The organism is Streptomyces sp. NPDC027672 (genome assembly GCF_055566335.1).
In genome coordinates, this window is sequence record NZ_JBVHSO010000001.1 from 66647 (window position 1) to 92169 (window position 25523).

At 71.8% G+C, this 25523-nt stretch carries 24 protein-coding genes and 2 riboswitches; of the genes, 10 read left to right on the forward strand and 14 right to left on the reverse strand.

The genetic code is table 11. From position 1 onward, the window contains the following. Window positions 1-81 precede the first annotated feature (81 nt). Window positions 82-708 carry a TetR family transcriptional regulator gene (locus ACZ4SV_RS00300; RefSeq protein WP_397942984.1) on the forward strand — a complete coding sequence of 209 codons (627 nt, stop codon included), beginning with the start codon at window positions 82-84 and terminating at the stop codon, window positions 706-708. Between the two features lie 107 nt (window positions 709-815). On the opposite strand, the gene ACZ4SV_RS00305 is transcribed toward ACZ4SV_RS00300, so the two are convergent. The 11 genes from ACZ4SV_RS00305 to ACZ4SV_RS00355 all read right to left on the reverse strand — a co-directional run bounded on the left by ACZ4SV_RS00305 (window position 816) and on the right by ACZ4SV_RS00355 (window position 13601). After that, entirely contained in the window at window positions 816-1676 is an 861-nt protein-coding gene (locus tag ACZ4SV_RS00305; protein WP_365874787.1) for a thioesterase family protein, read from the reverse strand. A gap of 62 nt (window positions 1677-1738) precedes the next feature. Further along, window positions 1739-2398: a trimeric intracellular cation channel family protein gene (locus ACZ4SV_RS00310; RefSeq protein ID WP_365874789.1), complete on the reverse strand. Its 660-nt coding sequence runs from the start codon at window positions 2396-2398 to the stop codon at window positions 1739-1741. Between the two features lie 47 nt (window positions 2399-2445). After that, on the reverse strand, window positions 2446-3837 hold the full coding sequence (locus ACZ4SV_RS00315) for a M1 family metallopeptidase (protein WP_468000296.1): 1392 nt from the start codon (window positions 3835-3837) through the stop codon (window positions 2446-2448). A 98-nt stretch (window positions 3838-3935) separates the two neighbouring features. Then, on the reverse strand, window positions 3936-5810 hold the full coding sequence (locus tag ACZ4SV_RS00320) for an ABC transporter ATP-binding protein (RefSeq protein WP_468000298.1): 1875 nt from the start codon (window positions 5808-5810) through the stop codon (window positions 3936-3938). Continuing rightward, window positions 5807-6901, reverse strand: a complete 1095-nt coding sequence (locus ACZ4SV_RS00325; protein WP_365874793.1) for an ABC transporter ATP-binding protein — start codon at window positions 6899-6901, stop codon at window positions 5807-5809. Before ACZ4SV_RS00325 ends, ACZ4SV_RS00320 begins: the two co-directional genes overlap by 4 nt. Further along, window positions 6898-7905, reverse strand: coding sequence for an ABC transporter permease (locus ACZ4SV_RS00330; protein ID WP_468000300.1), 1008 nt, complete (start codon window positions 7903-7905; stop codon window positions 6898-6900). Before ACZ4SV_RS00330 ends, ACZ4SV_RS00325 begins: the two co-directional genes overlap by 4 nt. Before the next feature lie 72 nt (window positions 7906-7977). Further along, window positions 7978-9723: an ABC transporter substrate-binding protein gene (locus ACZ4SV_RS00335; RefSeq protein ID WP_468000303.1), complete on the reverse strand. Its 1746-nt coding sequence runs from the start codon at window positions 9721-9723 to the stop codon at window positions 7978-7980. 55 nt (window positions 9724-9778) lie between these two features. Next, a complete protein-coding gene (locus ACZ4SV_RS00340; protein ID WP_365874799.1) occupies window positions 9779-10777 on the reverse strand; it encodes an ABC transporter permease in 999 nt (332 codons plus the stop codon). A 351-nt stretch (window positions 10778-11128) separates the two neighbouring features. Further along, window positions 11129-11899 (reverse strand): enhanced serine sensitivity protein SseB C-terminal domain-containing protein, encoded by a 771-nt coding sequence (locus ACZ4SV_RS00345; RefSeq protein WP_468001266.1) that lies wholly within the window; start codon window positions 11897-11899, stop codon window positions 11129-11131. Window positions 11900-12074: 175 nt separating this feature from the next. Further along, window positions 12075-12866, reverse strand: coding sequence for an enhanced serine sensitivity protein SseB (locus tag ACZ4SV_RS00350; protein WP_468000305.1), 792 nt, complete (start codon window positions 12864-12866; stop codon window positions 12075-12077). A 66-nt stretch (window positions 12867-12932) separates the two neighbouring features. Continuing rightward, window positions 12933-13601: an AAA family ATPase gene (locus ACZ4SV_RS00355; protein WP_468000307.1), complete on the reverse strand. Its 669-nt coding sequence runs from the start codon at window positions 13599-13601 to the stop codon at window positions 12933-12935. A gap of 179 nt (window positions 13602-13780) precedes the next feature. After that, window positions 13781-13882: riboswitch (glycine riboswitch) on the forward strand. Further along, a riboswitch (glycine riboswitch) is annotated at window positions 13883-13996 on the forward strand. 42 nt (window positions 13997-14038) lie between these two features. Between ACZ4SV_RS00355 and gcvT the strand changes: the two genes are divergently transcribed. From gcvT to ACZ4SV_RS00395, 8 genes are all read left to right on the forward strand, one after another. Further along, a complete protein-coding gene (gene gcvT, locus ACZ4SV_RS00360) occupies window positions 14039-15157 on the forward strand; it encodes a glycine cleavage system aminomethyltransferase GcvT (RefSeq protein ID WP_468000309.1) in 1119 nt (372 codons plus the stop codon). Between the two features lie 136 nt (window positions 15158-15293). Then, window positions 15294-15671: a glycine cleavage system protein GcvH gene (gcvH, locus tag ACZ4SV_RS00365; RefSeq protein WP_365874809.1), complete on the forward strand. Its 378-nt coding sequence runs from the start codon at window positions 15294-15296 to the stop codon at window positions 15669-15671. Window positions 15672-15685: 14 nt separating this feature from the next. Further along, window positions 15686-16951 (forward strand): serine hydroxymethyltransferase, encoded by a 1266-nt coding sequence (gene glyA, locus ACZ4SV_RS00370; RefSeq protein WP_468000311.1) that lies wholly within the window; start codon window positions 15686-15688, stop codon window positions 16949-16951. Window positions 16952-17066: 115 nt separating this feature from the next. Beyond that, a complete protein-coding gene (locus ACZ4SV_RS00375; RefSeq protein ID WP_468000313.1) occupies window positions 17067-18434 on the forward strand; it encodes an L-serine ammonia-lyase in 1368 nt (455 codons plus the stop codon). 67 nt (window positions 18435-18501) lie between these two features. After that, complete coding sequence (locus tag ACZ4SV_RS00380) at window positions 18502-18906, forward strand: hypothetical protein (RefSeq protein ID WP_365874815.1); 405 nt, start codon at window positions 18502-18504, stop codon at window positions 18904-18906. Continuing rightward, a complete protein-coding gene (locus ACZ4SV_RS00385) occupies window positions 18893-20068 on the forward strand; it encodes a WD40 repeat domain-containing protein (RefSeq protein WP_468000316.1) in 1176 nt (391 codons plus the stop codon). The genes ACZ4SV_RS00380 and ACZ4SV_RS00385 overlap by 14 nt, the downstream gene beginning before the upstream one ends. Window positions 20069-20121: 53 nt before the next feature. Further along, on the forward strand, window positions 20122-21153 hold the full coding sequence (locus ACZ4SV_RS00390; protein ID WP_468000318.1) for a phosphatidylinositol-specific phospholipase C domain-containing protein: 1032 nt from the start codon (window positions 20122-20124) through the stop codon (window positions 21151-21153). A 37-nt stretch (window positions 21154-21190) separates the two neighbouring features. Next, a complete protein-coding gene (locus ACZ4SV_RS00395; RefSeq protein ID WP_468000320.1) occupies window positions 21191-21745 on the forward strand; it encodes a glycoside hydrolase family 25 protein in 555 nt (184 codons plus the stop codon). A gap of 26 nt (window positions 21746-21771) precedes the next feature. Here the strand turns inward: ACZ4SV_RS00395 and ACZ4SV_RS00400 are convergent, their stop codons facing one another. Together ACZ4SV_RS00400 and ACZ4SV_RS00405 are read right to left on the reverse strand one after the other, a co-directional pair. Further along, complete coding sequence (locus ACZ4SV_RS00400; RefSeq protein WP_468000322.1) at window positions 21772-22458, reverse strand: NADPH-dependent F420 reductase; 687 nt, start codon at window positions 22456-22458, stop codon at window positions 21772-21774. 123 nt (window positions 22459-22581) lie between these two features. Beyond that, window positions 22582-23574, reverse strand: coding sequence for a zinc-dependent alcohol dehydrogenase family protein (locus ACZ4SV_RS00405; protein WP_468000324.1), 993 nt, complete (start codon window positions 23572-23574; stop codon window positions 22582-22584). Between the two features lie 104 nt (window positions 23575-23678). Here ACZ4SV_RS00405 and ACZ4SV_RS00410 point away from each other — a divergent pair, with 104 nt between their 5' ends. Further along, entirely contained in the window at window positions 23679-24602 is a 924-nt protein-coding gene (locus tag ACZ4SV_RS00410; protein ID WP_468000326.1) for an AraC family transcriptional regulator, read from the forward strand. 78 nt (window positions 24603-24680) lie between these two features. On the opposite strand, the gene ACZ4SV_RS00415 is transcribed toward ACZ4SV_RS00410, so the two are convergent. Continuing rightward, window positions 24681-25379: a FadR/GntR family transcriptional regulator gene (locus ACZ4SV_RS00415; protein WP_468001268.1), complete on the reverse strand. Its 699-nt coding sequence runs from the start codon at window positions 25377-25379 to the stop codon at window positions 24681-24683. Between the last annotated feature and the right edge of the window lie 144 nt (window positions 25380-25523).

Sequence of the window (25523 nt, forward strand, 5' to 3'; positions counted from 1 at the left end):
TAGTAACACTTGTTCACTGACTTTGAGTCTAACCCCTTCCGTGGCTTTTCAATTCCGGAGAACAGTTGTTAACTGGATGACATGAGTCACACCCTCGGCATCCGGCAGGCCCAGAAGCAGAAGACCCGGCAGGCGTTCCTCGATGCGGCGCTCGTCCTGCTGGAGGAGCAGAGCCTCAGCAGCCTGGGCCTGCGCGAGGTCACCCGGGCCGTCGGGGTCGCCCCGACCGCCTTCTACCGGCACTTCCGCTCCACCGCCGACCTCGGTGTGGCCCTGGTCGACGAGGCGCTGGGCAGCCTGCACCCGATGGTGCGGACGACGGTGTCCACCACGGCCGGCGACAGCGAGGAACGCATCACGCGTGCCGTCGAGTTGATCGCTGGTCATGTAGACGCGTACCCCGCGCATGTCCGGTTTATCGCCCGGGAACGACATGGCGGGGTGCAGCCGGTGCGCGAGGCCATCCGGGACCAACTGCACCGGTTCGCCGAGGAGGTGAAGGACGAGCTGGCCAAGGACCCGGAGGCGGACGGCTGGAGCGACGACGACCTGCTGATGCTCGCGCACCTCTACGTCGACCAGATGCTCGTCACCGCCTCGCTGTTCCTGGAGGCACAGGAGGCGCCCGAGGAGCGGGACCGGGTGACCCGGCTCGCCGCCCGCCGGCTGCGCCTCATCACCCTGGGCCGCACCCACTGGCTGGACTGAGACCGGGCCTGCGCGAGGGTCTGCGCGTCAGACCCCGCGACGGACGGCCCCGGCATCGCGTAAGGGCCGGCCCTCGAGGGGGCCGGCCCTTACGCGTGGTCGGGGTGTCAGCTCAGCTTGGCCCGGGCCAGTTGGCGGGACTGTGCGACCAGCCGGTCGTCGCTGTCCCAGACCTCCGCGTCCTCCTCCAGGAAGCCGCCGGCCAGGTTGCGGGTGGTGATCGAGATCCGCAGCGGGCCGGGGGCCGGGCGGTGGCGGACGTGGACGGTGAGTTCCACGGTCGGCACCCAGCCCTTGAGGCCCATCTCGAAGGCGGTGGGCGGCAGGGCGTCCACGGCGAGGAGCAGCGAGAGCGGGTCGGCGTCGCGGCCGTCGGCGAGGCCGAACCAGCCGCGCATCTCGCCCTTGCCGGAGGGGCTGCCGAGCGCCCAGCCGAGGGTGGCGGGGTCCAGCTTGAGCATCAGCCGGTCGGCGATGGCGGAGCTGCCCTCGACCGGGGCCGGTCCGTCCTCGGAGCCGAGGCACCGCTCCAGCGGCGGGATCACGGGCGGGGTGGCGGTGGTGCGCACGTCGTCGGGGAGGGCGTCGAGGTCGCCGTAGGAGGCGAGGACGCGGATGCGCTCGACCTCGTTGCCGTCGTCGTCGTACTGGAAGAGCGAGGCCTGGCCGGTGGAGAGGGTCCGGCCGGCGCGGACGGTCTCGGTGCGGACGACCGCCGGGCCGGGCCGGGAGGCGGTCAGGTAGTGCGCGGAGATGGTGAACGGGTCCGGATGCGGGAGGGTGTCCGCGAGGGCCCGGCCGAGCACGGCCAGCAGATAGCCGCCGTTGACGGCGCTGATGATGGTCCAGCCGGCCGAGAGGTCGATGTCGTAGACACCGGGCTCGCGCCGGGTGACCATGGTGTCGCGGTCGAACTCGCTGTCGCCGATCACGGCCCGCGAATGGGGAACGGTAGCTGCTTCGGGCATGCGGGAACGGTACAACAGCGAACTACTAAGCGGTAGCTTTCCCTGTTTCAGCGAGATGTCGGCTACTCCTCGGTCACCGTCGACCGGCGGTTCCACGCCCGGGGCGCCCGCCAGTGGAACCGCATGGCGAGCAGTCGCAGCACGAAGGCCGTGACGGCGGCGATCCCGCTGGTGAGCGGGGTGAGCGCGTCGTAGCGCAGGCACAGCACGACCATCGTGGCGCCCACCATCGCCGGGACCGCGTACAGGTCGCGGTCCCAGCGCAGCAGCGAGGGCACCTCGTTGGCCAGCACGTCCCGCAGCACACCGCCGCCGACCGCGGTGGCGAGGCCCAGCGCCGCCGATGCGGTGAGCCCGAGGCCGTAGCCGTACGCCTTCGTCGTGCCGCTGACGCAGAACAGCCCGAGGCCGGCCGCGTCGAAGACGAGCACCGCCGCCTGGATGCGCTCCACGTGCGGGTGCAGGAAGAAGACGACGAGGGTGGCGAGCAGCGGGGTCACGAAGTACCCGAGGTCCGTGAAGGCGGCGGGCGGCACGGCTCCGATGACCAGGTCACGGAAGAGTCCGCCGCCCAGCGCGGTCACCTCGGCGAGCACGGCGATGCCGAAGACGTCGAAGTTCTTGCGGACGGCCAGCAGGGCGCCGGAGATCGCGAACACGAAGATGCCGATCACATCGAGCGTGTGCTGGACGGACGGACTGAAGAGTTGCTGGAGCTGCACCCTGACATTCTCACCCGCCAGGGTGCCCGTGCCTTACGAAGTGGGGCTCACAGGGCGGGTTTCCCTGGCGTGAAAAGCCAGGTGTCGAACAGGTCGTCCAACTGCCGGCCGCTGATCCGCTCCGCGAGCCGGACGAAACCGGCGGTGTCGGCGTTGCCGTACCGGTGCAGCCTGGTCCAGGCGGGCAGCAGCCGGAAGAAGGCGGGGTCGCCGATCCGCTCGCGCAGCGCCTGGAGCGTCATCGCGCCGCGCTGGTAGACGGCGGAGGAGAACATGGTGTCCCGCTGCGGGTCGGCCGGCTTGATCTGCCAGAAGGCGGCGTCGGCGGGCCGGGCGTCGTAGGCGGCGCGGAAGGAGTCGTGCGCGGAGCGGGTGCCCTGGTGCTCGGCCCACAGCCACTGGGCGTAGGTGGCGAAGCCCTCGTTCAGCCAGATGTCCTTCCACTGGGCCACGCTCACCGAGTCGCCGAACCACTGGTGGGCCAGCTCGTGCACGATGGTCGACTCGCTGCGCACGGCCGAGTAGGCGGGCTTGCTCTGCACCTCCAGCGAGAACGCGGCCTGCGGCATGTCGTCGACGATGGCGCCGGTCTCCTCGAACGGGTACGGCCCGAAGACCTGCGACCAGTAGTCGGTGGCCGCGGCGGTGACGGCGTACACGTCGACGCTGTTGGCGTCCTTCAGCACGGGGTCGATGGCGACGTAGACCGGGATGCCGCCGGGCGTGCGGCCGGTGCGCACGTCGAACTTCCCGATGGTCGCGGTGGCGAGGTAGGACGCCATCGGCTTGGACTCGCGCCAGTGCGTGTGGGTGGAGCCGTCCTTGTCGTACGTCGACACCAGCCGGCCGTTGGAGACGGCGGTCAGACCCCGGGGCGCCTTGATCCGGATGTCGTAGGTGGCCTTGTCGGCGGGGTGGTCGCTGGACGGGAACCAGGTGGAGGCGGCGTTGGGCTCGCAGGCGACGAAGACGCCGTCGGCGGTCTTCATCCAGCCGTACGACGAGCCGAAGACGATGGGTCCGCCGAGCGGCTCCGGTACGCCTCCGTAGGTGACGGACACGGTGAAGTCGCGGCCCTCGGCCAGCGGGTGGCGCGGGGTGACGGTGACCTCGTCGCCGTCCCGGCTGAACTCCGCGCGTCTGCCGTCGACTTCGACCCGGGTGATCTCCAGCTTCTGGAGGTCGAGGTCGAAGGAGGACAGGGTCTGGGTGGCGCGTGCGGTGAGGGTGGTACGGCCGTCCAGGCGGCCGGTGTCCGGGGCGTAGGAGACGTCCAGGTCGTAATGGCGGGCGTCGAAGCCGCCGTTGCCTAGCCGGGGGAAGTAGGGATCGCCGATGCCGGGGGCGCCCTGGGTGGGGGCGGCGGAGGCGGCGATGGTGAGGAAGGAGGCCGCCGCGGTGACGAGGGCTGCGATACGTGCCGAACGGGAGAGTGCCATGGGTCGTCCCTTCCGAGCGTGCCGATCAGTGGCCGGACACGGACGACTCTGCACTCTCCCGTTCAGACATGTACATGACTTTGCTCAGTCGTCATGTGCTACTTGCCGGTTGACTCCTGGGAGTCGGTCCCGGCGGAGGGCTTCCCGGTCGTGGACTTCGCGCCCGGACCGGTCTTCTCCTCGGACGCGTCCGCCGCCGCGAGGGCCGCGGCGGCTTCGGGATCCGCGGCGGTCTCGGCGGCTTCGGAGGCGGTGGAAGCCTTGGAGGGGGCCTCGGGGGTCTTCGAAGTGGCCTCCGGGGCCTCCGAGGTGGCCTCCGCGGTCGCCTCGGGGGTCTTCGGAGTGGCTGCCGGGGCCTCCGGGGTGGCCTCCGGGGACTCTGAAGGGGCCGCCGGGGTCTTCGAAGTGGCCTTCGAGGTTTCCGCGGCGCCCTCCGGGGTCTTCGAAGTGACGCCCGCGGTCTCCGAAGTGGCCTCGGGGCTCGCGGCCGGCTTCGCCGTGCCGGCGGTCTCCGCGTCGGCGGCCGTGGTCCCGGTGGCCGTCTCCGCTTCGACAGCCGTCGTCTTCGCAGTCGCCGTCTTGGCAGTCGCCGTCTTGGCCCCGGTCTCCTCGGCAGCCGCCGTCTTGGCAGCTTCCGCCTCGACAGCGGCCTCCTTGGCGGCCTCCGCCTTGGCCGCCGTCTCGTCGGCGGCGGGCTTCTCGGAAGCCGCCCCCTCCGTGGCCGTTTCCTCGGCCGCCATTTCCACGGCCGCCGTCTGCTGGGCCGTCGTGTCCTCGGCCGCCGCGTTCTCCGCCGCCGGTTCCTTCCCGGAGGCGCCGGCCGCGATGACCGCGTCCGGGACCAGTTCCGACGCCTTCTTCGCAGCCGACAGCAGGACCGTGTCCTGCGGAGCCTGGTCGGCGAAGTTCTCGGGGTGGTGGCAGGCCACCCGCTGGCCCGGCCGCAACTCGACGAGCTGCGGCTCGGTCGTCTGGCAGATCTGCGTGGCCTTCCAGCAGCGGGTGTGGAAGCGGCAGCCGGACGGCGGTGCGATCGGCGACGGCACGTCACCACGGAGCAGGATGCGCTCGCTCTTGCGGCCCCGGCGCCTGGTGTCCGGCACCGGCACCGCCGACATCAGCGCCTTGGTGTACGGGTGCATCGGCGCCTCGTACAGCGAGGTGCGGTCTGCCAGCTCCACGACCTTGCCGAGGTACATCACCGCGATCCGGTCCGAGACGTGCCGGACGACGGAGAGGTCGTGGGCGATGATCACATAGGTCAGGCCCAGCTCCTGCTGGAGGTCGTCCATGAGGTTCACGACCTGCGCCTGGATCGACACGTCCAGCGCGGAGACCGGCTCGTCCGCCACGACCAGCTTCGGCTTCAGGGCGAGCGCGCGGGCGATGCCGATGCGCTGGCGCTGGCCGCCGGAGAACTCGTGCGGGTAGCGGTTGTAGTGCTCCGGGCTGAGGCCGACCAGTTCCAGCAGCCCCTGGACCTCCTTCTTCACGCCGCCCTCGGGCTCCACGCCCTGGAGCCGGAAGGGCGCCGAGACGATCGAGCCGATGGTGTGGCGCGGGTTCAGGGAGCCGTACGGGTCCTGGAAGATCATCTGGATGTCGCGGCGCAGCGGGCGCATCTGCGCGGCGCTCAGCCGCGTGATGTCCCGCCCCTCGAAGGTGATCCGCCCGTCGGTCGGGTCCTGGAGCCGGGTGATGACCCGGCCCATGGTCGACTTGCCGCAGCCCGACTCGCCGACCACGCCCAGGGTCTCGCCCCGGCGCACCTCGAAGTCGATGCCGTCGACGGCCTTCACCGCGCCGACCTGGCGCTGCAGGATGCCCTTCTTGATCGGGAAGTGCTTGGTCAGGCCCTCGACCTTGAGCAGCACCTCCCGCTCCTCGCGCCGTGCCGGGGCGTCCTCGGGAGCCGTCGCCTGCTGCGGGACCGCGGCGTCGGCGGCAGTGTCCGTCTTCTTGGTCTCACTCACAGCTTCGGCGCAATCTCTTCGGTCCAGATCCGCTGGCGGTCCTCGGCCGGGAGGTGGCAGGCGGACCAGTGCCCGGTGCCCACCAGCTCCAGCTCGGGGCGCACCGTGCGGGTGACGTTCCCCTTGGGGATGTCCGCGTACGGGCAGCGCGGGTGGAAGGCACAGCCCGAGGGGACGTTGATGAGGCTCGGCGGCGAGCCCTTGACCGGGATGAGCCGTTCGGAGGTCTCGCGGTCGATGCGGGGCATCGAGCCGAGCAGGCCCCAGGTGTAGGGGTGCTGCGGCTGCTCGAAGACCTCGTCGGCCGGGCCGCGCTCCACGCACCGGCCGCCGTACATCACGAGGACGTCGTCGGCGATCTCGGCGACCACGCCGAGGTCGTGGGTGATCATGATGACCGCGGAGCCGAACTCCTTCTGCAGGTCCCGGATCAGGTCGAGGATCTGCGCCTGGACGGTCACGTCGAGGGCGGTGGTCGGCTCGTCCGCGATCAGCAGCTCGGGGTTGTTGACCAGCGCCATCGCGATCATGGCGCGCTGGCGCATACCGCCGGAGAACTCGTGCGGGTAGCCGTCGACGCGCTTGGCGGGCTCGGGGATGCCGACCCGGTCCAGCATCTCGATGGCCCGGGTGCGGGCCGCCTTCCTGCTGACGTCGTGGTGGACCCGGTACGCCTCGACGATCTGGTCGCCGACCTTGTAGTACGGGTGCATCGCGGACAGCGGGTCCTGGAAGATCATCGCCATCTCCCGGCCGCGCAGCTTGCGCACCTCGTCCGGGTCGGCGGAGACCAGTTCCTTGCCGTCCAGCCAGATCTCGCCGGACATCCGCACGTTCTTGCCGCGCGGGCCGAGCCGGTGCAGGCCCATGACGGCCAGCGAGGTCACCGACTTGCCGGAGCCGGACTCGCCCACGATGGCGAGGGTGCTGCCCTTCTCCAGCGAGAAGCTGAGCCCGTCCACGGACTTGACCACGCCGTCGTCGGTCGGGAAGTGCACCTTGAGGTCGCGGACCTCCAGGAAGGCGTCGGGCGCCTTGCCGGGCTCGGTGCGCTCGCCCACCGCGGCGCCGGTCTTGGAGAGTTCGGTCACGAGAGCCTCACCCGCGGGTCGGCGGCGGCGTAGAGCACGTCCACCACAAGATTTGCGATCACGACGAAGAAGGCGGCGAGCAGGGTCACGCCGAGGATCTTGGGCAGGTCGTTGTCGGTGATGCCCTGCACCGCGTACCGGCCGATGCCGTCCAGCGAGAAGACGCTCTCGGTGATCACCGCGCCGCCGAGCAGCAGCCCGAGGTCCATGCCGAACACGGTGATGATCGGGGTGAGGGCGGCGCGCAGACCGTGCCGGATGACGACCTTGCGCTCGTGCAGGCCCTTGGCGCGGGCCGTGCGGATGAAGTCCTCGTTCATCGTCTCCAGCATGCCCGAGCGGGTGAGCCGCGCGTAGATGGCGGAGTACAGCAGGGCCAGCGAACACCAGGCCGGGAAGAGGGTGTTGGCCCACTGCTCGGGGTTCTCGGTGAACGGGACGTAGTCGCGTCCGAAGATCGGCCACTTGAAGACGAAGAGCAGGATCGCCAGGTTCCCCGTGAAGAACATGGGCAGCGAGACACCGGCGAGCGCGACGCCCATGAAGGTGCGGTCGAAGAAGGAGCGCGGCTTCAGCGCGGAGACGACACCGATGGCCACACCCGAGACGAGCCACAGCACGGCGGCGCCGGCGGCCAGCGAGAGGGTGATCGGAATGCGCGAGGTGAGCTGCGGCCAGACCGCGACGTGGTCCTTGAAGGAGTAACCGAAGCACGGCACGTCGCAGTGCACCGTCGTGGGCCCGAGGTTGTAGTCGGCGCCGGCCACGATCCCCTTGATGAAGTGCCAGTACTGGACGTAGACGGGCTGGTCCAGACCGAGGTTGTGCTTGACCGCGGCGATGTCCGCCTTCGACGGGCTCTTGCCGATGTACTGCTGCGCCAGCTGGTCCGCTGTCTGGCCGGCGAGCCGTGGCAGCAGGAAGAAGATGGCAAAGGTGACCGCGGAGACGACCAGCAGCAGGATCACTGCCGCGAACGTCCGGCGGAGGATGTACGAGATCACGGGGATCGGCGCTGGTGCCCGCGGGCCGCGAAGCCCGCGGGCACCAATGCCTTCACCTGCCTTCCGGGGCTGCTACTTCGACGCGACGCCGATGTTGAGGTAGTCGTACTGACCGCTGAAGGCCGCCGTGGAGACCAGGTTGGTGTAGTTCTGCGGTCGGGCCAGCAGGACCTTGAAGTAGGTCAGCGGGACGAGGACGGAGTCGTCCATGGTCTTCTTGTCGATCTGCGTGTACAGGCTGTTGCGCTCGGTGTCGTCCTCGGTGCCGATCGCCTTGCCCAGCAGCTCGTTGACGTCCTTGTTGTCGTACTGCGACAGGTTGGTGCTGCCCGACTGGCTGATCGCCTTGCCGTTCAGGATCTGCTGGAGGAAGCCGTAGCCGGAGGGCCAGTCGGCACCCCACTGCATCATGTGCAGGCCGATGTTCTGCTTGCGCGTGAACTTCGGGACACCCGCGTAGTCGGTGAAGTACTTGCCCGACGGGAACTGCTTCAGGCTGGCGTTGATGCCGACCTTCTTCAGCGAGGCGATGATCGCCGTGGCGGCGTCGATCTCCTGCGGACGGTCCGAACGGGCCGAGATGTTCGTGTTGATCGAGGTCTTGCCGCAGTCCTTCAGCAGCTGCTTGGCCTTGGCGGCGTCGCCCTTGCTGTCCTTGCTGGCGTAGACGTCGGACTCGGCGTAGCCCGGGATGTCCGGCGGCAGCACGGTGGAGGCGATCTCACCGCGGATCGGGCCGCCCTCGGCGGTCTGCACCGAGACCTTGTCGATGGCGTACTGCACGGCCTTGCGGCACGCCAGCTTGTCGAACGGCGCGACCGTGGTGTTGATCGCCATGTAGACCAGGCGGCCACCGTAGGTGTTGTCGGTGTTGGCCTTCTTCGCGGCGTCGGTGATGACCTGGGCCTGGGTCGAGGCCTGGACACCCGTGCCGCCGAGGTCGATGGCGTTGCCCGCGAGGACGTCCTTGTCGATCGTCTCCGGGTTGACCTTCAGCCGGACGACGATCTTGTCCGGGAGCTGCTTGCGCAGCGGGTCCGTCTTCGCGTCCCAGTTCTCGTTGCGGACCAGGACGGCCTGCTGGCCCTCCTGGTAGCTCTGGAACTTGTACGAGCCCGAGGAGACGATGTGCTTGACGTAGTCGACGCCGGTGTCCTTGGCCTGCGGCACCGGGGCCGTCTGCGGGGCCGCGACCAGGTAGTCGAACTCCTGGAAGGCCTGCTTCAGGTGGAAGACGACGGTGGTGGCGTCCGGCGTCTCGATGGAGGACAGGCCCTTGGCGCTCTTGTCCTTGTACGGGCCCTTGTACTTGTCGCCGCCGGCCAGGAACTGCTGGAAGTAGTTCGGGCCGAGGGAGAGCACGTCACGCGCGAAGTTGGAGCGCTCGACGGCGTACTTGACGTCCTTCGAGGTGATCGGCGAGCCGTCCTCGTACTTCAGGCCCGCACGCAGCTTGTACGTCCAGGTCTTGCCGCCGTCGCTCGGCTGGCCCTTGCTCGCGGCGAGGTCCGGGACGAGGGTGTTGCCCTCCTCGCCGGCGCCGGGCTTGAAGGTCATCAGCGGGCGGGCCCACAGCCGGCTGAGGTTGTACATGTACGCGTAGTACGTGTTGCCCGGGTCGAACGAGTCCGGGACGTCGGACAGCTCGTAGGTGAGCGTCCCGCCCTTCTTGTCGGACGCGTTGACGACGCCCTTGGTCGCGGCGTTGGCCCCGGCCGACTTGTTCTCGTTCTTGTTGTCATCGGCCTTGCTGCAGCCGGCAATAAGCAGGCTTGCGGAGCCGATGGCCGCGATCGCGGCCAGCGCTGACCTTCGCATGATGGGCGCTTTCCCCTCCATTGTTGGAAACTTACGGGCTCTTCGGCGGCCGTCGTCAGCGGCTGCGCGGGTCGAGTGCATCGCGGAGTCCGTCGCCGAGCAGGTTGAAGGCGAGGACGGTCACGAAGATGGCGAGACCAGGGACGATCATGAACATGGGGTCGACCTGGTAGAAGGTGACCGCCTCGCGGAGCATGCCGCCCCAGGACGCCTGCGGGGGCTGGATGCCCACGCCGAGGAAGCTCAGGGACGCCTCGAAGAGGATGTTGGTCGGGATGAGCAGCGTCGAGTAGACGATGATCGGGCCGACCAGGTTGGGCATCAGCTCCCGGAACAGGATGTACGGGGCCTTGGCGCCCATGCCGCGGGAGGCGTCGACGAACTCGCGCTCGCGCAGGGCGAGGGTCTGGCCGCGCACGATCCGGCCCAGGTAGGGCCAGTTGAAGAAGCCGATGACGAAGATCAGCACGCTCAGGTGGAGCGGCAGCCCGCTCAGGCCGAACGCGCCGCCCTGGAGCGTGGCGGAGATGGAGATGGCGAACAGCAGGAGGGGGAAGGCGAGGAACGTGTCCATCATCCGGCTGATGACCGCGTCCACCCGTCCGCCGTAGTAGCCCGCGACGACGCCCATCACGGCGCCGATCACGTTGGACAGGACCGTGGCGCCGAAGGCGACCACCAGCGACACCCAGGAGCCCTCCAGGATCCGGGTGGCGATGTCGCGGCCGAACTTGGGGTCCACGCCGAGCGGGTGGTCCGCGCTGATGCCGCCCAGACTGCCCGTGGGCAGCGAGGTGTTGGCGTCGATCAGGTCCTGGTGGAAGTCGTTGGGGTCGAGCCCGAAGAGGGCCTGGAGGGGGCGCGCGAGGAGTGCGAGGAGGATCAGCAGGATCACGATGACGCCGCCCGCGACGGCCACCTTGTCCTTCTTGAACCGGGTCCAGGCGATCTGGCCCAGGGAACGACCCTCGATCTGCCCCTTTCCGGCACCCGCCAGCACAGCCTCCGGCTGCACCTCGGCTGCCGCTCCGGTGGTCTCGATCGGTGCGGTCACGGTGAGCGACCCCTCTCGCCGGTGGTGACCGGCCTGCGCCTGCCGCGGATTGCGGCTTTGTCGACTTGCCATCGATCACGGGGCCTTCGGCCTCATGTCTGAACCGGGAGTCTTCAGCGTCGTTGCGATCACCCGCCAGAGCTGACGGCGAAAGTATGCGCAACCGTGATGCAGTGCGGGGGATTCCGTTATCCGAACAGTGGGTAACGGCCCTCGGACGCGGGTCAGTTGGGACAGAACGCCGATTCGGCGCGGTTCGGGACGTATGGCGGATGTCTACGCGCGCAGAGAGCCGCCCGTCCGGTCCATCATGCACTGCGTGCCAAGAGGCCCGGCACGCGGGCCGGTTGCTCAGTAGCCGCCGTGGACCGGCGGGTAGCCGTAGCCGGCGGACGGCGGGGCCTGGAGCTGCGGGTGGGGCGCGGGGGCGTGGGCCTCGCGGTCGTAGAAGGGGCGCGCGTTGGCCCGCATCCACATCACCACCGGGTCGTAGTCGTCGCTCATTGCGACCGTCGACACCGGCAGCCCCTCCGGGACCGCGCCGACGGACTGCTGCATCATCGCCCGCACCGAGTCCACCGCGGCGGGCGAGGCGTCGTACACCTCCAGGCCGATGGCGAGGTACGGCGCGCCGAGCGCGGGCTGCACCCAGGCGCGGCGCAGCGAGCGCAGCGCGGGGGTGCGGTGCGCGTTCTGCGCGAGCAGGGCGTAGAACTGCGGGATCTCGATGCCGGGTTCCGACAGCCGCAGCGGTCCGGCGGGCTGGCGGTCCAGACCGGTGGCGATGCGGCGCAGATCCAGCCAGGGGATGCCGACGCCGCCGCCCGGGGCGTGCGGGTTGAGCCAGAGGCCGTAGTGGTCGGGGTAGAGGGTGCGGGCCACGTCCAGGCCGTCGGCCACCTCGTAGGAACGGTTCCAGCCGCTGGCCGACAGTTCCTGGGCGGAGGTCACACAGGGGGCGTAGGGGAAGCCGTCCACCTCCATCGTCCCGTACTGGGCGTCCGGGGAGCCGGCCTGGCCGTGCCACAGCAGCATCCAGATCTGGCCGGCGGAGGGGATGGCGAGGGCGCGCAGCAGGGCCTCGTAGGCGTCGTAGCGTCCGGGCGTGACCTGGCGCAGCATGTGCTCGACGCCGCCGCTGTGGCTCGCGCTCACCTGGTGTGCCCCTTCTTCTTCATGACCCGGCGTGTGAGCACAGCTTATGCGCCCGGCAGCGCCGGGCCCGTGGCGTCGCGCGCCGGTGCGGGTGGGTGGCGGGGTGCTCGGGCGTCCCCCGCGCCCCCGTGGAGGGCCCGGTTCAGTGGCCGTTCCGGTAGAAGGGGTGCACGTTGGCCTTCAGCCAGGTGGCCACCGGGTCGTCGGTGACGTCCAGGAGGACGAGGTTGACCGGCCACGTGACCGGGACCCGGCCGAGGGCCCGGCCGAGGGCCTCCAGGGGGCGGGCGCGCAGGTCGCCCTCCCACTGGGAGAGTTCCACGCCCACGAACATCACCGGCTCGCCCGTCTCGACGACGGCGAGGCAGCGGCGGGCGGTGAGCACCACGCCGATCATGTCGAACTCGGCGGAGGCGGCGGCGAGGAAGTCGACCGGGTCGTCCTGCCAGTCGGGCTCGAAGAGGCGGACCCGGCCGCCGGTGCCGGGGCCGTCGAGCGGGGTGCGGCCCGCCTGGCACAGCTCGGCCACGGCCGCGGGCGGCAGCGGTATGCCCACCACGCCCTCGGGGTTGACGGCGATGCCGACCTGCGCGGGCAGGCCGCGGGCGAACTCCACCGCCGGGGCGATGGTGTACGCCATGTGGGGACCGGCCACCTGGCGCAGCTGTTCCTCGGAGCTGAACACCGGGACGTACGCCTGGCCGCCGAGGTCCAGCGTCGGCAGGTCCAGCGGGACGCTGTCCGGGCCGCCGCCGCCCGGCAGCGGGACCCACAGCAGGCTGCGGCCGAGGACCTCGATGATCCGGCCGCCCGCCGTGGGGACGCCGAGGGACGCCGACAGCACCTCCTCCAGCTCGTTGCCGGGCCAGCCGCCGTGCGGCTGGGGGTGTGCCTGTGCCGGAAAGTCCGCGGGAAGGTCCGCCGGGAAGTCCATGTGCCTACCGCCTGCTGGGAACCGCTGTCGTGTGCGAGAAGGCTAGCGGGTGGCGGTGACAGTCCCTCACCGGGCGAAGCCCACCCGGCCCAGGACGTCCGCCGCGTCCCGGTCCAGCAGCACGGCCGTGCCGCAGCCGGCGGGCAGTTCGCCCCGCTCCGCCGCGCGCAGCAGCCGGGCGGTGGCCCGGCGGTGACGGCGGAAGGCGTAGCGGGAGACGCCCCGGCCGCGCTCGCGCTGGCCCTGCCGGGCGGTGCCGGGGCTGACGTCGAGCAGGAGCAGGTGCAGGGTGCCGCCCCGGCGCCGGGCCGCGCGGGCCAGCCAGGCGCGCACCCAGGGCTGGGTGCCGCAGTCGTGCACGACGACTCCCCCGCCCTCGCGCAGGGCCCGGCGCAGCGCGGCGTAGTGGGCGAGGCGGACCAGCGGGCGGTACAGGGCGTAGGGCAGCGGGCCGGGGACGCGGGCGGCCCAGCGGTCGCGGGTGTCCTGGGAGTCGACGCGGGGGCCGGCGACCGCGCGGTGCATCAGGGTGGACTTGCCACTGCCGGGCAGGCCGGTGACCACGACCAGGTCGCGGGGGCCGAAGAGCAGGGCGTGCGGGCTGCGGCCCGCGCGGTCGCGCAGATCGCGGACGGCCGGCGCGGGACGGCCGGCGCCGCGTCCCCGGGCCGCGGCGGAGGGCTGCGCCGGCATCGTCAGGCCGGCGTGGGCGGTGTAGGCCGAGGTCCTGTGCACCCTGATCGTCCTCCCCAGTGGGCTCGGTGGTCTCCATGCCCGTTGTATGTAAAGAGAAGGTAATGGGCAACGGTCCGCGATGTGTGCGCGTACGGCCACGGACCGGTCACGATCAGTGGGCTCTGGCTGGCCGGGGTGCGGCGTGCAATGATGAGCCCGCCAACTGCATACCGGCCGTTTGAATCCGCGCGGGAGAGTTCCCAGGCCCCCCGGGCCCCTGGGACGCCGAAGGAGCAAGTCCCTCCCTTGAATCTCTCAGGCCCCGTTACCGCGCGGGCGAGGCACATCTGAAAAGCGGGCCGCCGTATCCGGCGGTCCCACCCAAGGTGCAAGCCGTGGCCGTCCCCGTGGCGGTCCAGGCGAACCTCTCAGGTTCCGATGACAGATGGGGAGGAACGTTCCTCGCCCGTCCCTTCTGCCTGGGAGACGACCGACCGATGAGCAGTACCGAACTCCGTCACACCGCGCTCGACGCCGTGCACCGCTCGCTGGGCGCGACGATGACCGACTTCGCCGGCTGGGACATGCCCCTGCGCTACGGCTCCGAGCGCGACGAGCACCTGGCCGTGCGGACCCGGGCCGGTCTGTTCGACCTCTCCCACATGGGCGAGATCACCGTCACCGGAGCCGAGGCCGGCGCGTTCCTGAACCACGCGCTGGTCGGCAACATCGCCACCGTGGGGGCCGGCCGCGCCCGCTACACCATGATCTGCCAGGACGACGGCGGCATCCTGGACGACCTGATCGTCTACCGGCTGGCCGAGACCGAGTACCTGGTCGTGGCCAACGCCTCCAACGCCCAGGTGGTGCTGGACGCGCTCACCGAGCGCGCGGCCGGCTTCGCCGCCGAGGTCCGCGACGACCGGGACGCCTACGCGCTGCTCGCCGTCCAGGGCCCGGAGTCCCCCGGCATCCTGAAGTCCCTGACCGACGCCGACCTGGACGGCCTGAAGTACTACGCCGGCCTGCCCGGCACGGTCGCGGGCGTCCCGGCGCTGATCGCCCGCACCGGCTACACCGGCGAGGACGGCTTCGAGCTGTTCGTGCGGCCGGAGCACGCCGTGGAGCTGTGGCAGGCGCTGACCAAGGCCGGCGAGGGCGCCGGGCTGGTCCCGTGCGGGCTGTCCTGCCGGGACACGCTGCGCCTGGAGGCCGGCATGCCGCTGTACGGGCACGAGCTGACCACCTCCCTGACCCCCTTCGACGCCGGCCTCGGCCGGGTGGTGAAGTTCGAGAAGGAGGGCGACTTCGTGGGCCGCGCGGCGCTGGAGCGGGCCGCCGTCCGGGCCCAGGAGAACCCGCCGCGGGTGCTGGTCGGCCTGGCCGCCGAGGGCCGCCGGGTGCCGCGCGCCGGGTACGCCGTCGTGGCCGGCGGCGAGGTGATCGGCGAGGTCACCTCCGGCGCCCCCTCCCCCACCCTGGGCAAGCCGATCGCCATGGCCTACGTCGACGCGGCCCACGCCGCCCCGGGCACCGAGGGCGTCGGCGTGGACATCCGGGGCACCCACGAGCCGTACCAGGTCGTGGCGCTGCCGTTCTACAAGCGCCGGAAGTAACCGGCCGGCCACGGCCGCGGCCGTGGGACCCCGGTCCCGCGCCGTCGCGTGAGCCTGCGCACATTCACCCGCCCACCAGCGGTTTCCGTAGTCCCCCCGTCACCATCACTCCCGCGCGTACAGGAGAATTCAGGCCATGAGCAACCCCCAGCAGCTGCGCTACAGCAAGGAGCACGAGTGGCTGTCGGCCACCGCGGACGGCGTCGCGACGGTCGGCATCACGGAGCACGCGGCCAACGCGCTCGGCGATGTCGTCTTCGTCCAGCTCCCCGAGGCCGGCTCCACCGTGTCCGCGGGCGAGACCTGCGGCGAGCTGGAGTCGACGAAGTCGGTCTCCGATCTGTACTCGCCGGTCACCGGTGAGGTCACCGAGGTCAACGAGGACGTCGTCAACGACCCGTCGCTGGTGAACTCCGCGCCCTTCGAGGGCGGCTGGCTGTTCAAGGTACGCATCACGGACGAGCCGGCCGAGCTGCTCTCCGCGGACGAGTACACCGCCTTCACCGCCGGCTGAGGAGTCGTAGCCCCATGACTGTCCTGAACACACCCCTGCACGAGCTGGACCCGGAGATCGCCGCCGCGGTCGGCGCCGAGCTGGAGCGCCAGCAGTCGACGCTGGAGATGATCGCCTCCGAGAACTTCGCGCCGCTCGCGGTCATGGAGGCCCAGGGCTCGGTCCTCACCAACAAGTACGCCGAGGGCTACCCGGGCCGCCGCTACTACGGCGGCTGCGAGCACGTCGACGTCGCCGAGCAGATCGCCATCGACCGGGTCAAGGAGCTGTTCGGCGCCGAGTACGCCAACGTGCAGCCCCACTCCGGCGCCTCCGCGAACCAGGCGGCCCTGTTCGCGCTGGCCCAGCCCGGGGACACCATCCTCGGCCTGGACCTCGCGCACGGCGGCCACCTGACCCACGGGATGCGGCTGAACTTCTCCGGCAAGCAGTTCGACGTGGTCGCCTACCACGTGGACGCCGCGACCGGCCTGGTCGACATGGCCGAGGTCGAGCGGCTCGCCAAGGAGCACCGCCCCAAGGTGATCATCGCCGGCTGGTCGGCGTACCCGCGCCGGCTCGACTTCGCCGAGTTCCGCCGGATCGCCGACGAGACCGGCGCGTACCTGTGGGTCGACATGGCGCACTTCGCCGGCCTGGTCGCCGCCGGTCTGCACCCCAACCCGGTGCCGCACGCGGACGTGGTCACCTCCACCACGCACAAGACCCTGGGCGGCCCGCGCGGCGGCATCATCCTCGCGCGCAAGGAGTTCGCGAAGAAGCTGAACTCCTCCGTCTTCCCGGGCTTCCAGGGCGGTCCGCTGGAGCACGTGATCGCGGCCAAGGCGGTCTCCTTCAAGGTCGCCGCGAGCGAGGAGTTCAAGGAGCGCCAGCGCCGCACGGTGGAGGGCGCCCGCATCCTCGCCGAGCGGCTGACGGCCGCCGACGCCCGCGAGGCCGGGGTCAACGTGCTCTCCGGCGGTACGGACGTGCACCTGATCCTGGTCGACCTGCGCGCCTCCGAGCTGGACGGGCAGCAGGCCGAGGACCGGCTGCACGAGGTCGGCATCACGGTCAACCGCAACGCCGTCCCGGACGACCCGCGCCCGCCGATGGTCACCTCCGGCCTGCGCATCGGTACGCCGGCCCTGGCCACCCGCGGCTTCACGGCCGAGGACTTCGCCGAGGTCGCGGACGTGATCGCCGAGACGCTGAAGCCGGAGTTCGACGCCGAGGCGCTCAAGGCGCGCGTCAAGGCGCTCGCCGACAAGCACCCGCTGTACCCCGGTCTGAACAAGTAGGCCGCCTTTCGCGGGGCGCCGCGCACACTGGAAGAACCCGGCGTGCGCGGTGCCCGCGCCCCGTACCACCCCGGTGCACCACCCCATCGCACCATCCCGTCTTGAGGAGTCACCCGTGGCCATCTCGGTCTTCGACCTGTTCTCGATCGGCATCGGCCCGTCCAGCTCCCACACGGTCGGCCCGATGCGCGCGGCGCGGATGTTCGCCCGCCGGCTGCGCAACGAGGATCTGCTCGGCTCCGTCGCGGCCGTGCGCTGCGAGCTGTACGGCTCGCTCGGCGCCACCGGCCACGGCCACGGCACCCCGAAGGCGGTGCTGCTCGGCCTGGAGGGCGCCTCGCCGCGCACGGTGGACGTGGAGGGCGCCGACGCGCGGGTGGAGACGATCAAGCGGGCGGGCCGGCTGTCGCTGCTCGGCACGCACGAGATCCCGTTCTCCTTCGACGACGACCTGGTCCTGCACCGCCGCCAGGCGCTGCCGTACCACGCCAACGGCATGACGGTCCGGGCGTACGACGCCTCGGGGGCCGAGCTGCTGGCCAAGACGTACTACTCGGTCGGCGGCGGCTTCGTCGTGGACGAGGACGCGGTCGGCGCGGACCGGATCAAGCTGGACGACACCGTCCTGAAGTACCCGTTCCGCACGGGCGACGAGCTGCTGCGCCTGACCAAGGAGACGGGCCTGTCCATCTCCTCGCTGATGCTGGAGAACGAGCGGGCCTGGCGCACCGAGGAGGAGATCCGGGCCGGCCTGCTGGAGATCTGGCGGGTGATGCGCGCCTGCGTCCAGCGCGGCATGTCCCGGGAGGGCATCCTGCCCGGCGGTCTGAAGGTCCGCCGCCGCGCCGCCGTGTCGGCCCGCCAGCTGCGCGCCGAGGGCGACCCGCTGGCCCACGCGATGGAGTGGATCACGCTCTACGCCATGGCCGTGAACGAGGAGAACGCAGCCGGCGGCCGGGTCGTGACGGCCCCGACCAACGGCGCGGCCGGCATCATCCCGGCGGTCCTGCACTACTACATCAACTTCGTGCCGGGCGCGGACGAGGACGGCGTGGTCCGCTTCCTCCTCGCCGCCGGCGCGATCGGCATGCTCTTCAAGGAGAACGCCTCCATCTCCGGCGCCGAGGTCGGCTGCCAGGGCGAGGTCGGCTCGGCCTGCTCCATGGCGGCGGGCGCGCTCGCCGAGGTGCTGGGCGGCTCCCCGGAGCAGGTGGAGAACGCGGCCGAGATCGGCATGGAGCACAACCTGGGCCTGACCTGCGACCCGGTCGGCGGCCTGGTGCAGATCCCGTGCATCGAGCGCAACGGCATGGCCGCGGTGAAGGCGGTCACGGCCGCGAAGATGGCGATGCGCGGCGACGGCTCCCACAAGGTGTCCCTGGACAAGGTCATCAAGACCATGAAGGAGACCGGCGCGGACATGAGCGTGAAGTACAAGGAGACGGCGCGCGGCGGGCTCGCGGTGAACATCATCGAGTGCTGACGGGGGTCCCCCGACAGGGTGTGTGACAGAAGGCTGTCATGTCCTGACAGAGGGCTACCATCAGAGCGTGATCGACCTGTACCCCGCGCTGTGGGGACTGCTCGGCAGCAGTGTGGCCGAAGCGCTCAACCTCTCGGCGCTGATGCGTCCGACCGGTCCGCGCAGCCGCTGGCGCTGGCCGTGGCGCACCCGTGCCGACCGGCCGGTGATGCTGGTGGCGATCGCACTGCGGCTGTTCGCGGGGTTCGGGCTGACCGCGGCGCTGGGGAACTCCGGGCAGTTGCCGAACGCGACCGCCGCGTTCGCCGTCGGGGTGACGACTCCGCTGGTCGTCGCGAAGTTCTTCCAGGTGATCCCGGTCTCCGGCGCGGGCGCGGGCCAGCAGCACGAGCCCCCACTGCCCACCGCCCGGCAGGCCGCCGTGGACGAAGAGGCGCTGTCGCAGCCGAGGGGGTCCAGTGCTGCGAGCTGACAGCGCGCTCGGCCGTCTGGTGCTGGCGCTGGCCCTACACCCTGCCGACCTGCCGCCTGCGCCGTACGGGGGGCCCGGTGCCCGGTTGATCGCGGCGCTGGGGGCGCGCCCGGTGCCGGAGGCGGTCACGGAGGCGGTGCCGGAGGGCCCGGCGCGGGCGCCGCTGCGGTACCGGCCGGCGGCCTGGGGGCGGTGGCTTCCGGGGCTGCTCACCACCTGGCTGGTCACCCTGACGTGCCTGACGGCCGCCGCGGTGCAGAAGGTGCTGCCCGGTCCCTGGCAGGCGATGGTGCCGGGGCAGGCCGAGGGACCCGGCCCGGAACGCTGGAGCCTGACCGCGGCCGGCCGGCTCGGTCCGCGCGGACGGGCCGAGGCGCTGGCGTTCACGCCGGACGGCCGGCTGCTGGTGACGGTCTCCCGGTCCTCGGCCGGCACCTGGGACATGGCCGATCCCGGGCATCCCCGGCAGGTCGCCGTCCCGCCGGGCGTGGGCCGGGTGACGGCCGTCGGGGCCAGTCCGGACGGGCGCACGCTGGTGACGGCCGGCGGGCCGGACGTACGGGCGCTCGCCGTGGGCTCCGGGGCGACCCGGTGGTCCGTCGACGGCGCCCCGCGCGAGGTGAAGGCGGTGGCGGCGGGCCGGGACCGGGTCGTCTTCGCCGACGCGGGCACGGCCGGTTCCACCCGGCTGACGGAGCTGCGCCTCGACGCGGGACGGCCGCTGCGGCTCACCACCCTGAGCCGGCTCCAGCAGCGGGTCGACGCCGCCCAGTTCTCCGCCGACGGGCACACCCTGGCCGTGGCCGGTGCCGAGGGGACGGTGCGGCTGTGGGACGTGTCGGACCCGCGCCGCCCGGAGGCCGCGGGGCCCGCCTTCGGCACTCCGGGGCTGCGGACGACCGCGCTCGCCTTCAGCCCCGACGCGCGGCTGCTGGCCACCGTGGACGCCGCGCGGACCGTACGGCTGTGGGACGTCGCCGACCGCGCGCGCCCGCGCCCGCTGGGCCGTCCGTTCGGCGACGGCGCCGAGCGGGTCACCGCGGTCGCCTTCAGCCCGGACGCCCGGCTGGTGGCCACCGTGGGCACCGACGGGACGACGAGCCTGTGGTGGCGGCTGCCCGGCACGGAGGCCGATGTTCCGCCAGGGGCTACCGCGCGGTAACCGACCGACCCTACGCTGCCGTCAACTCGGCGACAGCGAAGGGAAGTTCGGGCATGCGGGTGAGAAGACGGCTGGCGGCGCTGACAGGCGCCGCCGCTCTGCTGGCGGTGGCCCCGGTGAGCGCCCACGCGGCGGCGCCCAAGTTCTCCGCCACGACGGCGATCGGCACGCACAACGCCTACGAGCAGGACAAGTACCCGTACTTCGCGCAGGCGTTGGACTCCGGTGCCGCGCTGCTGGAGCTGGACGTCTACGTCGACAGCATCAGCCACCGCTGGCGGGTCAGCCACAGCAACCCGTTGGGCAACGACAACAACTGCGAGGCGGCCAAGACGCCGGGCGAGCTGTACAGCAAGAGCCGTAACCAGGACCTCGGCGGCTGTCTGGACAACATGGCCGCCTGGAACCAGCTCCACCCCGACCATCCGCCGGTCGTCGTCAAGGTCGAGATGAAGGTGGGGTTCAACGACAAGGCGGGCCTCGGACCGGACGAGTTCGACGCGCTCGTCGCACAGAAGCTGGGCTCCGGCGTCTACAAGCCGGCCGATCTGCTCGGCGGCACCCACCCCACGCTGGACGCGGCGGCCAAGGCCGACGCCTGGCCGTCCCGGGACGCCCTGCGGGGCAAGTTCCTCTTCGACCTGATCCCGGGCACGGTGGAGCAGTCCAACCCGTTCGACAGCTACTGGACGGACGAGGAGTACGGCGACCATCTGCGCGACCTGTCCGCCGCCGGGAACATCTCCGCTGCTCAGGCCTTCCCGGCCGTGCTGGGCGCGGCGAACGGCGATCCGCGTGCCGGCCGCTACGACGCCTCGATACGCCCCTGGTTCGTCTTCTTCGACGGCGACGCGGCGACCTATGTGAACAAGGGCTACGACACGTCGTTCTACTCCGCGAACCACTACATCCTGATCGCGACGGACGCCCACAACGTGTCCCCGGCGATCTCCTCCACCAACCCGACGGACGCCGAAGTCGCGGCCCGGCTCGCCCTGCTGGCCAAGGCCCACGCGAGCCTCGTCACCTCCGACTGGTCGGCGAAGTCCGCGTCCGTACTCGGTTCGGTGACGAACCGGGGCTGAAGGTTCCGGCCACGGACGCGGAGGGCACACATCCCCCATGCTCCATGGCATCGACGTCAGCGCCTTCCAGTCCTCCTCCTACGACACGGACGGCCTCTCCTTCGTCTTCATCAAGGCGACGGAGGGGCGGTCCTACGTCAACCCCCGGCTCGCCGCCCAGACGAAGACCGCCCGCGACGCCGGACTGGTCGTCGGTTTCTACCACTTCCTGTGGCCCGGCCATCTCGGCGACCAGGCGGATCACTTCCTGCGCCACGCCCCGGACCGCCCGGGTGACCTCCTCGCCGTCGACTGGGAGAACACCGGCGACGGAACCCACGCCAGCAACGCGGAGAAGGACCGCTTCCTGCGCAAGCTGAAGGAGTCCCGGCCGGACAACCGGGTCGTGCTCTACTGCAACCGGCACTTCTGGCTGGACATCGACACCACGTCCTACGCCGGGGACGGGCTGTGGATCGCCGACTACGTCAGCGCCGGCAAGCCCCGCATCACGGCCAAGTGGCGGTTCCACCAGTACACCAGCGAGCCCCACGACAAGAACGTGGCCCGGTTCGCGGACGCGGACGACCTGCGCGACTGGGCCACGTCCTAGGGCCTCTCGTTTGGATCAGGCCAGGCTCAGGCGCGGAAGTCCGCCGGGCGTTCCCGGGGTGCCGCCGCCAGGGCCTCGCGCACCGCGTCCACGCCCGCGCGCAGGCCGTAGACCGGAGTGCCCGGCTGCTGGCGCCAGGAGTCGGCGATGCCGCCGGCGTCGACGGTGTCGAAGCCGAGTCCGTCGATCAGGGCGCGCACCTTCGCCTTGGCGTCCTCGTCGTCCCCGGCGACGGGGAGCGCCATGCGCTCGGCGTGGCCGGCGGGCAGCGGGCGGTCCAGCAGGTCCTGGGCGTAGGTGCCGTTGAACGCCTTCACCACCGGGTGGCCCAGGTGCTGTTCGACCCAGCGGCTCTCGGGCAGGCCCTCGTCCTCGATGGCGTCGATCCGGCCGTCGCGCTGCGGGTAGTAGTTGTTCGTGTCGATCAGCGCGAAGCCGTCCGCCGCGCCGTCCAGCAGGCCCGCGGGCAGGTCCGGGACCGCCTTCAGCGGGACGGTGACGACGACGACCTCGGCGCCCTCGGCCGCGTCCGCGGCAAGCACCGGGGTGGCGCCGGTCTCCTCCGCCAGGTCCTTCAGGGTCTCGGGGCCCCGGGAGTTGGCCACGGCCACCTCGTGGCCGAGGGCGGTGAGCCGCCGGGTGAGGTTGCCGCCGATGTATCCGGCTCCGATGATGCCGATCTTCATGACACGCCTCCGCGTTCCTTGATACATGCATGAGCATGCATCGCTCCGGTGGGCGTCAACCCGGACCCCGCCGCTCTTATTCCACGGCCGCGCCGGACGGGTGACGCCGGGAGCCGGACGGGTGACGCCGGGAGCCGGACGGGTGACGGCTCAGACCCGTACGACGATCTTGCCCGTGTGCCGGTTGGACTCCATCAGCCGGTGCGCGTCCGCCACCCGGTCCAGACCGTCGAAGACCTCGCCGACCAGCGGGCGGAGCGAACCGTCGGCCAGGCCGGAGGCGAGGTAGCGGGCGGCGCGGTCGCGGCCCTCGGCGCTCTCGGTGAGGGCGAGGTTGTTGTAGCCGTGCACGGTCAGCGGCCACTGCATGGGCAGCTCCGTGGGGCGCTCGGACAGCCAGCCGTAGCTGATCAGCAGGGCGTCGCGGGCCGCCGCCGCGCCCAGTTCCCGCAGGTACGGTCCGCCGATCGCGTCCAGGACGAGGTCGGCGCCCCGGCCGCCGGTCACCCGCCGGGTCTCCTCGGTCACGTCCTGGTCCGCGGTGACGATGACGTGCTCGGCGCCGAGGTCGAGCAGCGCCCGCCGCTTGGCCTCGGTGCGGGTGGTGGCGATCGGCACCGCGCCGGCCCGCCGGACCACCTGGATCGCGGCCGTGCCGGTTCCGCTGGACGCGCCGGTGATCAGCACCCGGTGGCCGGCCCGGAGCCGGCCCCGCTCGACCAGGGCGCCGTAGGCCGTGGTGTAGGTGAGCCAGACGGCCGCGCCGGTGACCGCGTCGACCCCGGCCGGGCGCGGCACCAGCGCGGTCTGCGGCAGCAGCACGAAGTCGCCGTAGACGCCGTGGGTGCTGAGGTGGAAGTTGGCCGCCGACAGCACGGGGTCGCCCGGCGCGAAGGCGGTCACCTCCGCGCCGGCCGCCGTCACCACGCCGGCCGCCTCGTAGCCGTCGCGGGAGCCGGGCAGGTGCGGCTGGTAGAAGTAGGTGCCGGTGCGCAGCATCGCCTCGGCGCGGTTGAGGCCCAGCGCCTCGACGCGGACCAGGACCTCGTCCGGTCCGGGCGCGGGCAGTTCGGCCTCCTCCACGGTGAACACCTCGGGGCCGCCGGTCTCGTGGAACAGCACAGTGCGTGCGGTCGTCGTCATGGCGTCGACGCTACGGCGGGACAGGGAGACGTTCCATGTCCCGTGCTCTCGGTTTCCTGTCCGATCGTCTTCCCCGGGCGGACCCGGAGGGCTAGGGTCGCCGCATGGACGTGCTCAGCGACGTGGTCGCCGCGATCCGCGCCGGCCGGCCGCACTCCGCGCGCCGCTACAAGTACGCTCCCTGGGGCCTGAAGTGGCCCGACGGCGAGGACGCCACCTTCCATGTGATCCTGCGCGGCTCGGCCTGGCTGGTCCTCCCGGACGCGAAGCCGGTGGCGCTGGCGCCGGGGGACGTCGTCTTCCTCGCGCACGGCCAGGGGCACGGGCTGGCCAGCGGGCCCGACGTGCCGCTGGGAGAGGTGCGGCTGCTGCCGGACGGCACCTGGAGCGGGCCGTCCGAGGAGCGGGGCGCGGGCCGCCCGGACACGGTGACCCTGTGCGGGACGTACCGGCTGGATCGGGACCGGGGGCGCCGGCTGCTCGCGGAGCTGCCCGACGTGCTGCACCTGCCCGCCCAGGTCGGCGGGCACCGTGCGCTGCGGGCGGCGGTGGAACTGCTCGGGATGGAGCTGGAGGAGCAGCGGCCGGGCACCGACGCGATCGTCACCTCGCTGCTGGACACCCTGCTGCTGTACATCCTGCGGGCCTGGTGCGAGCGCGAGCACACGACGGGCCGCGGCCGGGGCTGGGCGGCGGCACTGGCCGACCCGGCGGTCGCGGCGGCGCTGTGCGCGCTCCACGGCGCACCCGGCCGGGCCTGGACGGTGGCGGAGCTGGGTCTGGTGGCCGGGCTGTCCAGGGCGGCGTTCGCCCGCCGGTTCACGGCGCTGATGGGCGAGCCGCCGCTGACGTACCTGACGTGGTGGCGGATGACCACGGCGGGCCGGCTGCTGCGCCACGACGACCTGTCCCTGAGCCAGGTGGCCGGACGCACCGGCTACACCTCGGAGTTCGCCTTCGCCAAGGCGTTCAAACGGGAGTTCGGCGTGGCGCCGGGCCGCTACCGCAGAGCGGCCCGGGCGAGCTGAGCCGGCGGCGGGCGGTCTCCTCCGCGCGCGGGCGAGCTGAGCCGGCGGCGGGCCGGTCTCCTCCGCGCGCGGGCGCCCCTACGCCGTCGAGCCGGTCCGCAGCAGGGCCAGGGTGGACTCCAGCTCGGCGAGCAGGGTCGTCGCCGCCGCCTCCGGGTCGCCGGCGGTGACCGCGTCCACGAGCGCCGCGTGCGTGGCGTCCCCGGTGCAGGGGTCCCGCTCGCGCAGGCGGGTGAGGTCCAGCAGAGCCGTCAGACCCTCCCGCAGGACGGGGACGAACTCGGCGAACAGGCCGGTCAGCACCGGGTTGTGGGCGGCGGCGACCACGGCCGCGTGCAGGGCGATGTCGGCCTCCACGAACGCGGCGTCGCCGTCGGCGGCGGCAGCGCGGCGGTCCGCCAGCGCGGCCGCCAGCGCGGCGACGTCCCGCGGGGTACGGCGCCGCGCGGCGAGCCGGGCGGCCTGTACCTCGACGCCCATGCGGACCTCGTAGACGTCGGTGACGGCGGCCCGGCGCAGCCGCGCGGGCCAGTCCTCGACGGGCTCGCTGGCGAGGACGAAGACCCCGGCGCCCTGCCGGGGCCGGACCAGTCCCGCGCCGGCCAGGGCGCGCAGGGCCTCGCGGACCGTGGAGCGGCCGACTCCCAGCTCCCTGGCCAGGGTGGTCTCGCCGGGCAGCTTGGCGCCGACCGGCCAGTGCCCGGCCGCGATCTGTTCGCGCAGGCGCTGCGCGGCCTGTTCGACCAGCGGGCTGGGGCGGAGGGCACCGAGCGGCATCGACATCACCAACTTGTCCGTGGCGTGGGCCGGTTCACGGAACGGAACCCACTTGTCTGAGGAGCTGAGGAGTCGCTAGCGTAGCGCGCATGACGTTGTGCGGTCTGCTCCTCCTCGGCTGCCGCGGCGGGGTTTGACGCGACC